The organism is Flavobacterium oncorhynchi, from assembly GCF_002217355.1.
Classification (GTDB): domain Bacteria; phylum Bacteroidota; class Bacteroidia; order Flavobacteriales; family Flavobacteriaceae; genus Flavobacterium; species Flavobacterium oncorhynchi.
Map to the genome: position 1 here is coordinate 40,909 of NZ_MUHA01000028.1, position 13,771 is coordinate 54,679.

At 32.3% G+C, this 13,771-nt stretch carries 11 protein-coding genes and 1 tRNA gene; 7 read left to right on the top strand and 5 right to left on the bottom strand.

The features are described from left to right. Positions 1-98 precede the first annotated feature (98 nt). A complete protein-coding gene (locus tag B0A75_RS17930; RefSeq protein ID WP_089055640.1) occupies positions 99-476 on the bottom strand; it encodes a hypothetical protein in 378 nt (125 codons plus the stop codon). Between the two features lie 54 nt (positions 477-530). Between B0A75_RS17930 and B0A75_RS17935 the strand changes: the two genes are divergently transcribed. The 3 genes from B0A75_RS17935 to B0A75_RS17945 all read left to right on the top strand — a co-directional run bounded on the left by B0A75_RS17935 (position 531) and on the right by B0A75_RS17945 (position 4,458). Then, a complete protein-coding gene (locus tag B0A75_RS17935; protein ID WP_089055641.1) occupies positions 531-2,030 on the top strand; it encodes a S41 family peptidase in 1,500 nt (499 codons plus the stop codon). A gap of 681 nt (positions 2,031-2,711) precedes the next feature. Beyond that, on the top strand, positions 2,712-2,942 hold the full coding sequence (locus B0A75_RS17940) for a hypothetical protein (RefSeq protein WP_165765141.1): 231 nt from the start codon (positions 2,712-2,714) through the stop codon (positions 2,940-2,942). 166 nt (positions 2,943-3,108) lie between these two features. Next, entirely contained in the window at positions 3,109-4,458 is a 1,350-nt protein-coding gene (locus B0A75_RS17945) for a thioredoxin-like domain-containing protein (protein WP_089055643.1), read from the top strand. 637 nt (positions 4,459-5,095) lie between these two features. Here the strand turns inward: B0A75_RS17945 and B0A75_RS17955 are convergent. Continuing rightward, positions 5,096-5,169: transfer RNA gene (locus B0A75_RS17955), tRNA-Arg, on the bottom strand. Positions 5,170-5,284: 115 nt separating this feature from the next. On the opposite strand from B0A75_RS17955, the gene B0A75_RS17960 reads away from it, so the two are divergent. Then, positions 5,285-5,797: an adenine phosphoribosyltransferase gene (locus B0A75_RS17960; protein WP_089055645.1), complete on the top strand. Its 513-nt coding sequence runs from the start codon at positions 5,285-5,287 to the stop codon at positions 5,795-5,797. A gap of 79 nt (positions 5,798-5,876) precedes the next feature. Here B0A75_RS17960 and pheT read toward each other — a convergent pair whose 3' ends face one another. After that, positions 5,877-8,297, bottom strand: a complete 2,421-nt coding sequence (gene pheT / locus B0A75_RS17965) for a phenylalanine--tRNA ligase subunit beta (RefSeq protein ID WP_089055646.1) — start codon at positions 8,295-8,297, stop codon at positions 5,877-5,879. Between the two features lie 275 nt (positions 8,298-8,572). Between pheT and B0A75_RS17970 the strand changes: the two genes are divergently transcribed. The 3 genes from B0A75_RS17970 (at position 8,573) to B0A75_RS17980 (ending at position 11,635) form a co-directional block, all read left to right on the top strand. Further along, positions 8,573-10,078, top strand: coding sequence for an aldehyde dehydrogenase family protein (locus B0A75_RS17970; protein ID WP_089055747.1), 1,506 nt, complete (start codon positions 8,573-8,575; stop codon positions 10,076-10,078). A gap of 82 nt (positions 10,079-10,160) precedes the next feature. Next, positions 10,161-11,195, top strand: coding sequence for an alcohol dehydrogenase AdhP (gene adhP / locus B0A75_RS17975; RefSeq protein ID WP_089055647.1), 1,035 nt, complete (start codon positions 10,161-10,163; stop codon positions 11,193-11,195). Positions 11,196-11,260: 65 nt separating this feature from the next. Then, on the top strand, positions 11,261-11,635 hold the full coding sequence (locus B0A75_RS17980) for a DUF779 domain-containing protein (RefSeq protein WP_089055648.1): 375 nt from the start codon (positions 11,261-11,263) through the stop codon (positions 11,633-11,635). Between the two features lie 261 nt (positions 11,636-11,896). On the opposite strand, the gene B0A75_RS17985 is transcribed toward B0A75_RS17980, so the two are convergent. Both B0A75_RS17985 and B0A75_RS17990 read right to left on the bottom strand, forming a co-directional pair. Beyond that, positions 11,897-12,820: an AraC family transcriptional regulator gene (locus tag B0A75_RS17985; RefSeq protein WP_089055649.1), complete on the bottom strand. Its 924-nt coding sequence runs from the start codon at positions 12,818-12,820 to the stop codon at positions 11,897-11,899. A 71-nt stretch (positions 12,821-12,891) separates the two neighbouring features. After that, positions 12,892-13,755 (bottom strand): bestrophin family protein, encoded by an 864-nt coding sequence (locus B0A75_RS17990; protein WP_089055650.1) that lies wholly within the window; start codon positions 13,753-13,755, stop codon positions 12,892-12,894. Between the last annotated feature and the right edge of the window lie 16 nt (positions 13,756-13,771).

Sequence of the window (13,771 nt, forward strand, 5' to 3'; positions counted from 1 at the left end):
AAATAGAATTAATTCATCATCTCTATCAAGACAGATTGAGATGATGAATTTTTGTATGTTAAAGAAAAAAAAAGTCAACTATAATTAAACTTTTTCAATTAGTCTGTGATTAATTTGAATTTTACAGGTTGAAAAAAGATATTTGAATTTTTCTCAAAATAAATTCCATTTTCGTTTTCATCAAATTTTACTTTGTAATTATGAATTATGGTAGTTTGTGCAATGATATTGATCTGGTAAGTATCTCCAATTTTATTTGCTTTGGATATATCTTGAACAATACCATTAATCACAACCGATTTAGGAACAACAGCAGTGTCATTTAATTTAAAACTAACTATATATCCTCTTTCATTATTGCTTTTATAACTTTTATACGTTTGATTTTTAATATCTAAAAGTTGTCTTGAACAAGAAAGAAAAAAAAGTCCAAAAGAAAATAATAAAAAGACGGCTTTAGGGATACTATTTTTCATAATTTTAGCGTTTTACACCTACAAAATTAACTTAAATTAAACGATTGAAAAATAATGAAATTAAAACATATTGTTAAGACATTACTGGTAGGATTGGTTTTTACAGCTTGCAGCAAGGATTCTGATTCTGACGCTAAAGAAGCTACAGTTACCAAGCCAGACGAGATTAACAACTTTGTTTGGAAAGCTATGAATTCTTGGTACTACTGGCAGCCCAACGTTGCCAATTTGTCCGATGACAAAATCACTTCTACCGAAGTATATAACAATTTAGTCAACGGAAAAACTCCCGATGCGCTTTTTTATTCACTTCTATATCAAAGAGGAACTGTCGATAGATTTTCTTGGATTGAAAACAGTAATGAGATAGTGCGTGTTTCAAAAATTGCAGAAGTCGAAAAAAAAGGTGGTTTTAATTTCGCAATCTACCCTAAAGATGCATCCAATACAAATTTGGTAGCCTTAATTAACTACGTTGTACCTAATTCACCAGCAGCTTTGGCAGGATTGAAAAGAGGCGACGTTATTACAAAAGTAAATGGAAGCCAGCTTACTTCAAGCAATTATGACCAACTAGAAAACGCACAATTGACAATTACTTTGGCGGCAAGCGTGCAATTTTCAAGCGGTGGTTTAGTAACCACAGACAAAACAGGAACTGTGAGTGTATCAAAAGCCGAAATTGATGAAAATCCAATTGCTTATTACGAAAAGAAAGAATACGGAGCAAAGAATATTGGTTATCTGGTTTTTAATGGTTTTAAATCTGATTATAATGATGAACTCAATTTGGCTTTCGCGAAAATGCAATTGGATGGAATTAACGAATTGATTTTAGATTTAAGATACAATGGAGGCGGTTCATTAGAAACGGCAGTTGCTCTGGCTCAAATGATTAATGGCAGTTTTACCAATAAACCATATATTTATTTAGACTTCAATAATAAACACAATAGTGAAGACGGCTATGAAAATCTTTCCGAAAAAGTAAACATTTTTAACTTGGTTGATAACAAACCAACTTTTCAGAGAGAAGAAAGTATAAACAGCCTTGCTTTGACAAAAATATATGTGTTGGTAAGTTTTCAAACCGCTTCTGCCAGCGAGCTCACAATACAATGTCTAAAAAAATATATTAACGTAATCACAATAGGCGAAGAAACCGTTGGTAAATTTGTTGGCTCAAACACACTATACGATTCTCCTGCTAGTGATTATACGTCCTATGCCAATCGAAGCACTAAACACAAATGGCAATTGCAACCCATTACTTTTTCATATTACAATAAAGACAAAGACGCAAATCCAGCGAAAATTGTACCTGATTACGAAATCAATCCTTATAGTACTTTCTTAAACCTGGTTGAATTTGGAAACGTAAAAGATCCTTATTTGAATAAAGCTCTCGAATTAATTACAGGCCAAACTATTCGAACTACAGCAAAAACTACAAATTCTTCTGTTTTATTAAATATTGACAATCTTGCTGCATTCAACCCTACAAATACAGCCAAAGGTTTATATATAGAAGATTTTAAAAGATTGAAAAAATAATAAATAGCAACAAACTTAAAAGTCACCTTATTTTCCGCATAAATACATGCCCAGCTCTCCCAAGAGTTCTTATGAAAAGCTGTGCGGATGTCTCCTGACTTCACGCAATTTTTTGTTCCTTAGAAATTATAAACCAAATAGAAGTCTCCTGACTTTTACGGTTAGGTCTTATTATTTTCTTAGATTTTTTTTACATTCATGAGAATTATTCTAAGGAAATTAGTTTTAAAGTCAGAGACTTTATGAAGTCTCTGCTTTTCAATTGTATTTTTTTTAAATGCACAAAGTCAGAGACATTTGCATAGCATAAAGTAGAACACTTCGGAGAGCGGAGGCCTTTCCATCAGAACTCTTCGGAGAGCGGGGGATAACCCCTTATTTAATCATGCTTCTAGTACTCTTTTTTTAGCATTTATAAAGTTTTTTCTTTTGTTATTACAAATATGTATTATTTAAGGGTTAGTTGTTAAAATATTTTAATAATTAATAACGTGTGTAAATTCGCATAAATTCGCATAAGGATTATTTTACTCAATCGTTATATTTGATGAAGTTATCTTATTTTCTTTTATATTGAAAAATCAAGTGCACATGGTGGATTGATTAAAAGGATGGTTAAGGAATTTTTAAAATTGATATTTTAACCTTAAATTTTAAAAAAGTATGAAACAAATTAAAAAAATGAGCCTTTCTAATATGATTAGCAAGCTGACAAGAAACGAAATGAGGTATGTGATGGCGGGTAGTGGTGATGACGATGTACCATGCCCCGCAGAAGGAACTTATACTCCTTGTGACGACAAAACTGTTTGCAAAACGGATGCACATCCAAATTCTTATTGTGCAACAACAAGTTGTAAAACTATCAGCGGCACTATTTCATCGTTTAAAAGTTGTAATTATTATGCTTAATCAATAAAATTACCTTGAGCCTAATACTCGAGGTAATTAATTTGAACGTGCTATTATACTTATCGATAATTTTATAATATATTTTAGTAATCTTTTAAGATATATTGGGAAATCACTATTTTATCAAATAATTTTAATACTGGAGTTGTATTTAATAAAAATTAAAATGTATAAAAAAATATTTTTTTTGGTTGGAGTGTTTGTATTATGTGGGTATCAATTTAAGAACCAAAATGACAAGTGGATTGTTGATATGAAACAAGAAATAAACGATTCTATAATTCTTAATTTTAGTTATGTAAATCCAAATCTATATTCAATAGATAGAGTCCCTCTTTTTAAAGAAAAAGTAATACGTAACTATACTGGAGTACCTATAAATGATTCTATAGCATACTATGTTAATAATGAAGAGGGTTTACAGTTTTATTGGGATTTATATAAAACTAATGAATATAATAAAAGTGATTTTTTGAAATTAGTTAAAGAGATTGATATAGATACTCTAAAATTCTCTAAAAAACCTATAAAACAAGGTTTTGTCTCTATAGTAGGATTTTATAAAAATAAACAATTTATTATTGCAGATGCCAACAGAAATCAAAGATTTGATGATGATGTTAAATATGAGTTTGATATAAATTTTAGAAATCATGCATTAGACAGCTTGGATGTTTTAAATAAACTACCTGTTACTGAATATAGCTATGAATTTTATCATAAAGGTAATATTCAAACTTATAAAAGGAAAATAATTTTATTTCCTAGCAAGTATCTTATACGTTATCAACTAAATGGAAAACAATTTGAATATTTATCAAGTTATAGATTCAAAGATTATTGGAAAGGAGAACAGCTAATAAATGATATAACTTACGAATTTTATTACCAAGCCCGTGATAATTATTTCGGAGCAATATACATCAAACCAAAAAAAATTCCTTTTAGTAAAGATGAATATTTTAATAATCAGTTTATGCACTATTCTAATGATACTATTGCAATTGGAGATGGTTACTTTAAAATAGATAGCATCAATAGAAATATATCTAAACTTTATTTAAGAAAAATTAAAGAGAATAAAGGAAAATATGGACAAGAAATCGGAAGCTATTTTGAAAACAGAGTTATTGAGGATTTAAATAATGGTCATTTTAAAACAGATTCGATACTTAGAAAACGAAAATACACATTAATTGACTTTTGGGGTACTTGGTGTGCTCCTTGTGTAAAGATGATTCCAAAACTAGTAGAGCTCCAAAATAAATTCCCTTTAAAATTAAGTATTATTAGTATAGCAAATGATGTAGATAAAAATAAAGTTAAAGAATATGTCCTAAAAAATGGAATGAACTGGACAAATGGATTTATAAACAGAAATAAAAAAAGTTTACTTTTTGATGATTTAGCAATACAAGCATATCCGACCTATATTCTGTTAGATTCTAATGGGAAAATTTTAATGAGAGGAAGTAGTTTTAAAGAATTTGAGAAAATAGAAAATAGTATAAAATAATTTTCATGAGCATTAATTCAAAGCCTCTTTTTTGATATTTGGAAAAAGAAGGTATACAAGTTGATAAAGAGGATTTTTTATTACAGAATTTAATAACACCCCATTATCCTTCTATAATTAGCAATAGTAGATACACTAACATTTTTCAATATTCAAAATGGAGTGGTTCGGGTAGATGTATCTGAAATAGAATTATTACCGGATCGCTTCATTGCACTTTTGATAGAAGAAAAAATTACTTCTAGTGCTCAGTATTATTTTGTTGAACAAAAGGGTGAAAATTATTACTATACAAAAGACAAAATTGCTATTAAAATATCTAAATCCGTTTTTGCTAACACTACTTATTGCTGCAGAAAACTTATAAACTAAACTTTTTTTATTTTTTCAATAATTCGAGTTTTACTTTCTATTACTACCCTTAAGGATTTATTTGGTGCTGTAACTTCTGTAACATTACATCCGAACTGGTGCGAGTTTCTAGCTCGTGAATACTTATGTTGAAACTTTCCAATAAATTTTATTGGGAAGTTTGTGGGGAAGTTTTGAAAAATTTATATCATCACAGATAGTTCAATTAGCAAATAATTAGACATAAAAAAAATCCCATTTCGTTAGAAATGGGATTTTAATTTTGTGACCTCGACTGGATTCAAACCAGTAACCTTCTGAGCCGTAATCAGATGCGCTATTCAGTTGCGCCACGAGGCCTTTTTTATTATCAATTAGCTAATTTTTTGTAGCTTTGTTGATTGCTTATTGCGGGTGCAAAGATAGACATAAATGTGAGATATACAAGAGAAAAATAACATAAAAATAAAAAAAAATGCAGATTAAAAATTATATACGTGATATTCAAGACTTTCCAAAAAAAGGAATTTTATTTAAAGATATCACTCCGCTGCTAAATGACCCAATTGCAAGAAAAGAATGCCTTGAAATTTTAGTAAAATCATTAAAAGATCAAAAAATTGATAAAGTGGTAGGAGCGGAGAGCCGCGGGTTTTTCTTCGGAATGTTATTAGCGCAGGAATTAAACGCTGGCTTTATTCCAGTAAGAAAGCCAAATAAACTGCCGTATGAGGCGATTTCTGCTTCGTATGAACTCGAATATGGTTCTGATAATTTAGAGATGCATATAGACGCTATAAAGAAGGGAGAACGTATTTTGATTCATGATGATGTTTTAGCAACAGGAGGAACCGCAAAAGCAGTTTGTGAACTTGTAGAAAAGCTGGGCGGTGAAATTGTACAATGCAATTTTTTAATGGAGTTATCTTTTCTAAACGGTCGTGAAAAAATTAAAGACTATCCAATCTTCTCTGCGATTACTTATTAAGTGCTAAAAGGTATTGAATAAAAAAAATCCCAATTCTAAAATTAATTCAGAATTGGGATTTATTATTTCTAATGCTTTTTTATCTTAAACTTGCTCCAAGTTCAGTTTCAAAAGTCTGTTGCAGCTTAGACATGATTTTATCAATCTGAGCATCAGTAAGCGTTTTAGTATTGTCTTGAATTGTAAAACTCAAAGCATACGATTTTTTACCTTCGGGAAGTTTTTCACCTTCATAAACGTCAAATAAATTAATGTCTTTTAAAAGTGTTTTTTCAGTTTGCTTAGCCAAGTTAAAAATACTTTCGTACGTTGTGTTTTTATCAATCAATAAGGCTAAATCTCTACGTACTTCAGGGTATTTAGGAATCTCAGTATATTTAATTTTTCCAGTAATGATTTTCAAAATTAAATTCCAGTTAAAATCGGCATAATACACATCTTGTTTTATTCCAAAGTGCTTTAAAATAGATTTCTTAATTACTCCAGCTTCTACTAATACATCATTATTATAAGTAATTGCAGTTCCTTCAGAAAACACATCCGATTGTACTGGTGCATTCGAGATTTTTTCAATTCCTAAACGTGCCAATATACCTTTTACATATCCTTTCAATAAGAAAAAGTCAGTTCCTTTTTGCGGATTTGTCCAAGATTCTTTGTTTCTGTTTCCAGAGATTAATAAAGTCAAATGTTTGTGTTCTTCGTAACCGCTTAGAAACTTATGGTATGTTTTTCCGAATTCAAATAATTTTAAATCAGAATTACGTCTGTTAATATTATACGAAACAGCTTCAAGTCCAGAAAACAATAGAGATTGGCGTAATGCTGCTAAATCACTGCTTAATGGGTTTAGCATTAATACATTGTGCTCTTCTTTTAAAACAGTCGATAATTTTGCATATGAAGCTGTTGTTAAAGAGTTTGCCATCATTTCATGAAAACCTTGCGAATTCAATTGTGAAGCGATTGTATTTTGTACTTTATAGTCTTCGGTTCTTGGCGAATTTGCAACCGTCGCATTGAATTTCTTAGAGAAATTAATATTGTTGTAACCGTAAACTCTTAGAATTTCTTCGATTACATCAATTTCACGCTGAACGTCTACACGATAAGCAGGAATAGTAAGTCCTAAACCAGAATCAGAAACACTATTTACTTTAATATCTAAAGAAACTAATATTTTTTTGATGGTATCTTTTGGAATTTCTTGTCCAATGATTTTTGAAACATGGCTGAAATTCAATACAACAGCAAAATCTTCTACTTTTTTAGGATAAACCTCTATAACATCTGAAGTTATTTTTCCGCCCGCCACTTCTTGAATTAAAAGCGCTGCACGTTTCAAAGCATATTCTGTAATAGTTGGGTCAATACCTCTTTCAAATCTAAAAGAAGCATCAGTATTCAATTGATGCCTTTTTGCCGTTTTACGAACACTTACCGCATCAAAATAAGCGCTTTCAAGAAATATAGTTGTTGTACCTTCAGATACACCAGATTTTTTACCTCCAAAAACTCCTGCGATACAAAGCGGTCCTTTTTCGTCGCAAATCATCAAATCCTCTTTATGTAATGTTCTTTCAACATCATCTAAAGTCGTGAATTTTGTTCCCTCAGGAAGTGTTTTTACAATAACTTTTCCGTTAATTTTTGCTGCATCAAAAGCATGCAGAGGCTGCCCTAATTCATGCAATACATAATTAGTAACATCAACAATATTGTTTTTTGGAGTTAAACCAATAGCTTTTAATCGATCTTGCAGCCAACTTGGAGATTCTTGCACTGTAATTCCAGAAATCGTTACACCGCAATATCTAGGAGCCAAAAGTGGTTCCTCGACATTAACATCTATTTTCAGCGTACGCATGTCTACTCTAAAATTGCTTACAGAAGGTGTAATCAATTCTATATTTACACCACGTTGCAGCATTCCTGCTCTTAAATCACGCGCAGTACCAAAATGGCTCATCGCATCGGCACGATTTGGAGTTAATCCAATTTCAAAAACTTCATCATTTGTAATTTGAAAAACTTCGGCAGCTGGAGTTCCTGGAACTAATTTATCGTCTAGAACCATAATTCCGTCATGACCAGTACCAAGACCTAACTCATCTTCGGCGCAAATCATTCCGTGACTTTCCTGTCCGCGAATTTTACCTTTTTTAATAGTAAAATCACCGCCGTCTTTATCGTATAAAACAGTTCCAATAGTTGCGACAGGAACTTTTTGTCCTGCAGCGACATTTGCAGCACCGCAAACAATTTGTATAGGCGCTTCTAAACCAATATTTACAGTTGTAACTTTTAATCTGTCGGCATCAGGGTGTTTTTCGCAAGTCAGTACGTGTCCTACAACAACCCCTTCTAAACCGCCTTTAATAGATTGGTATTTTTCGACAACTTCAACCTCAAGACCTAAATCTGTCAGTAATTCTGAAGTTTCTGCAGATGTCCAATCTGTTTTAATGAATTGTTTTAACCAGTTGTAAGATATTTTCATGTTAGCTTTATTATTCTTGTATGAGGTTACAAATATAAGAATTGCGTATTGTAGTAAGAAACAATTTATTTGGTTTTTTCGAGTAAGACTTTTTTTAAACTAAATGACTAGAGGTCAATATAAAATCATATTTAGTATTAATTTTTTAATAAAAATTCATTAAAAATTAGATAAAAAAATGAATGTGTAATTTTTGTGCTATTAGATGAATGAATAATGCTATTCTGTTTCTAATTATGAAACTAAATTTGATACAAATCAAAAATTTACTAATTATGAGCACTACCACACAAAGACCTGAATTTAAGGCAAAATATGACAATTACATAAACGGAAAATTTACGGCTCCAATTTCAGGAGAGTATTTTGACGTAGTTTCTCCAATAGATGGAAAAGTGTTTACCAAAGCGGCTCACTCAGGCAAAGGAGATTTAGAAAAAGCAGTAGACGCAGCTCATGAAGCATTTAAAACTTGGGGAAAAACATCGGTAACAGAACGAAGCATTTTACTTAATAAAATTGCACAAAAAATTGAAGATAATCTAGAGTACATAGCCACTGTTGAAACTATTGATAACGGAAAACCTATTCGTGAAACTCTTGCTGCTGATATTCCGCTGGCAATAGATCATTTTAGATATTTTGCAGGTGTAATTCGTGCCGAAGAAAGCTCGATTTCCGAATTGGATTCGCAGACAGTTTCAATAGCTTTAAGCGAACCATTAGGAGTTGTTGCTCAGATTATTCCGTGGAATTTCCCAATTTTAATGGCCGTTTGGAAAATCGCTCCAGCCCTTGCAGCAGGAAATACCATAGTTCTAAAACCTGCAGAAAGTACACCTATATCTATTATGGTGTTAATGGAACTTATTGGAGATATTCTTCCTCCGGGAGTTTTAAACATTGTAAATGGTTTTGGCGCTGAACTTGGTCGCCCATTGGTTACCAATAAAAAAGTTTCGAAGGCCGCATTTACTGGATCTACAACAACAGGTCGTTTAGTAATGCAATATGCAACCGAAAATATTATTCCAGTTACTTTAGAATTGGGAGGGAAATCACCTAATATTTTCTTTCCATCTGTAGCAGATCACGATGATGATTTCTTCGATAAAGCCATTGAAGGTGCAGTTTTATTCGCTTTAAATCAAGGTGAAATTTGTACGTGTCCGTCAAGATTATTAGTTCATGAAGATATTTATGACAAGTTTATTGCCAAAGTAATTGAAAGAACTGAAGCTATTGTTGCTGGAAATCCATTAGACAAATCCACTATGATTGGAGCGCAGACCTCTTTAGTTCAGAAAGAAAAAATTATGTCCTATATAAAATTAGGTAAAGAAGAAGGGGCAGAATTATTAACAGGAGGTGATGCAAATCATTTAGGCGGAGATCTTGAAGGTGGTTATTACATAAAACCAACTTTATTTAAAGGCCATAACAAAATGAGAATTTTTCAGGAAGAGATTTTTGGACCAGTCTTAGCGGTAACAACTTTTAAAACTACCGAGGAAGCTATCGAAATTGCTAATGATACAATGTACGGATTAGGAGCAGGAGTATGGACACGTGATGCGCATGAAATCTACCAAGTTCCTAGAGCAATTCAATCTGGTCGTGTATGGATTAATCAATATCATTCTTATCCGGCAGGAGCACCGTTTGGAGGTTATAAACAATCTGGAATTGGTCGCGAAAATCATAAAATGATGTTGAGTCAATACCGTCAAACAAAAAACATGCTTATTTCTTATGATAAAAAGAAATTAGGTTTCTTCTAGAAAACATTATCCCTATTAATATAAACCTGAGCATAATAAGTTAATCTATTTATTTATTATGCTCATTAAATCAATCTTTGTTATGTTACCAAAAACAATGAAAGCAGCAGTTATTAGAGAATTTGGTTCTCTTTTAAAAATTGAAGAAGTTGAAGTAAAACGACCGGGAAGAAATGAAATTCTTGTAAAAGTGATTGCAAGTGGTGTTTGTCATACCGATTTGCACGCCGTTGAAGGCGATTGGCCGGTAAAACCAAAAATGCCGTTAATTCCCGGACACGAAGCTGTCGGTTATGTTGCAGCTGTGGGTCAAGATGTGAAAAATGTTAAGGAGGGTGATGCTGTAGGAGTGCCTTGGCTTTACAGCGCTTGCGGCGGCTGTGACCAATGTATTACTGGATGGGAAACATTATGCGACAGTCAGCAAAATGGAGGTTATAGTGTAGACGGCGGTTTTGCCGAATTTGTAATTGCTGATGCAAGATATGTTGGAATTCTACCTTCAAATGTAAATTTTATGGAAATGGCTCCAATACTTTGTGCCGGAGTTACTGTTTATAAAGGTCTAAAAGAAACAGAAGTGAAACCTGGAGAATGGGTAGCAATTTCTGGAATTGGCGGACTAGGCCACGTTGCAGTACAATATGCAAAGGCAATGGGAATGCATGTTGCTGCAATTGATGTTGCCGATGATAAACTTAACCTGGCAAAAAAACTAGGTGCGGACTTAGTAGTTAATGCAAAAAATCAAAATCCTGGAGAATATTTGAAAAAGGAAGTCGGTGGGATGCATGGGGCATTGGTAACTGCAGTTTCTCCTATAGCTTTCAAGCAAGGTCTTGAAACCTTAAGAAGAAAAGGTACAATGGCACTCAACGGACTTCCACCAGGTAATTTTGATTTATCTATTTTTGATACGGTTTTAAACCGAATTACAATTCGAGGCTCCATCGTTGGTACTCGTAAGGATATGAAAGAAGCAATAGAATTTGCCACCGAAGGAAAGGTAAAAGCTACTGTAACTGCCGAAAAACTGGAAAACATTAATACCGTTTTTGATAAAATGAAAAAAGGTCAGATTGAAGGACGAGTCGTTCTTGATATCGCAAATATTTAATTGGTAATGCAAAAAGCAGTAAATTTATAACAATAAGTTTACTGCTTTTTTAAATTGTAAAAGTCATGGTTAAAAGAATTGAAGCCACACAAGAAGCTGTCGAATTAATTAAAATTCTAAAGGAAAAACATGGCGATTTAATGTTTTACCAAGCCGGAGGATGTTGTGAAGGCACGCAGCCGCAGTGTTTTGAAAAAGGCGGTTACTATCAGCGAATAGGTGATGTTTGTATCGGGACTATTGAAGATACTGAATTTTGGGTTGATAATGATTTGTATGAATATTGGAAGCATTCGCATTTTACACTTAAAGTTATTGATGCTTTTGGTGTTGGTGGTTTCTCTTTGGAAACACCTCTGAAAAAAACATTCCAAATTGAATATAGAATCTTTACTGAAGAAGAGGAAAAAGATTTAGAACCTGTAAAAATTTTTGAATAAGTTTTTAAAAAAGGGACAAAGGTTCAGAGAGGCAAAGAGACAAAAGTTTTGTAGGGTTTTGTCATTTCGACTGAAAGGAGACCCGAGCGATAGCGAACAGGCGAAGCAAATCACACTAGAAACTCCGTTAAGTATGTCGCTAATCTTTATGGATAATCTTTGTCGAGCTTCTAGTGTGATTTCTCGTTCCTCGAAATGACAAGATTGTCTAAAAAAAAACTCAGAATCTTAGCACCTTAGAATCTTAGTACCTTAGCCCCTTTAATTAACATAAAGTAACTGATACTGTTTCGGTGTAATTCCTTCGTGTTTTTTAAACAATCGGATGAAGTAATTGGCATCTTCAAAACCAGATAAATAACAAACTTCGTTTATTTGGATGCTTGGATTTTTGAGCAGCTTTTTAGCATGTTTAATTTTTTCATTCAAAACATATTCTATTGGGCTCATGCCTAATTCTCTTTTGAAAAAACGATAAAAGGAAGCGGTGCTCATGCAGGCTTTTTCGCTTAGGCTTTTAAGATTTATGTTTTCCTTCAAGTTTAGTTTGATAAATTCGGTAACTTCAAAAATTGGATTGTTGGATTGTAGAACAGCTCCATCATCAAGAGATTTTGCGGTTTGAGTTTGAATAATTCTGATTAATAATTCCTGTAATGTCAAATCGGCTATAACATCTTTTGTTATTGATGTACTTGTGCATTCTTTTATTAATTTGCTGATTGTTGAAGCAAGATCAACATTATTGTAAAAAAAGTAATTTTGATAATTTAACTGCCAATAATTGTCGCTTCCTTTCTTTGGATAACGCTCATTTAAGAAATCAAGAGTCTCGCTAATTTTTGTTGTGTCGATAGCTAAAGCAAGACATTGCGTTGGATTTTCTTTTGAAGCTTCTGGAAAATCAATTTTCATTTCAATATTCGAAGGAATAACAACTGTTTCACCAGGCAGATAATCAAATCCAGGTTCGTCAAACAAATGCATTACTTTTTTACCACGAAGCATACTCGTAACTACAAAATCGTTAAACTTTAAAGGTACTAGTTTTGAAGATTCGTAAGTTTCAAAAATATTCAGTTCGCAATGGTTTAGAGTGTAAACACTCCTGTTTTCAACAAGTGTTTTTAATGATTTTTCATTAGATAAATCTGGCGGAGTAATTAAAACACGTTGATTTTGCATTGTATTAAATTTTCGAGTGGAACTCTAAATTTAATAAAAATAAGTTTAGCAATTTAAGATTTAACGTTTAATTAAATCAGCTCTTCAACATGTTTCTTAATATTTTCGGCCATTTTTCTTGTCGGAAGGTCATTTTCGTCATCACCAAAAGGGTCTTCAATTTCTTCTGCGATAAGTTCTAAACTCGCTAAAACATAAAAAATAAAAACAACTACAGGAATTACATAATAGCCTAATGTAAATACATAACTAAAAGGGAGTGTGAGAACAAAAATAAATATAAATTTCTTGATAAAAGCGCTGTAAGAGTAGGGAATAGGAGTGTTTTTAATTCTCTCACAGGCTCCACAAATATCTGTAAATGCTGTTACTTCATTGTTTAAGGTAATGAGCTGTTCGCCTGAAATTTTATTAGTTGCATAAAGATCGTGTATTTTTTTGAACATTATTTTTGCAACCTGATTTGGTCTGTGCTTGTGATGATCCAGTTCTAAATCTACATTATCAAACAATTGCATTCCGGTTTCTTCATCCTTCAAATGTTTATTTAAGATAGAAGCATATCCTGGAATCATCTTTCTAAAAAATGCTTTATCCTTTTCGTCCTCTAAAATAACCGAAAGTTTCATGGCAAAGTTACGACTGTTATTTACCAGACTTCCCCACATCCTGCGTCCTTCCCACCAGCGATCATAGGCTGTATTGGTACGATATGCAAGTAATAATGAAATTACAAAACCCAACATGCTGTGCATTGTTGAGATGTTTTTAACCTTACTGTCTTCTGGTAAATCCCAATATTCAAGTTCAAGATAAGCAATTCCGTAGCAATATATTGCCATAAAAAACATTACGGGAATTAATTTACGGAAAGTATCGGCTTTGCTAAAATGAAAAATAAAACTAAACCAGTCTTTTGGATTATACGAAGTCATTACTTTTTTTTTGCAG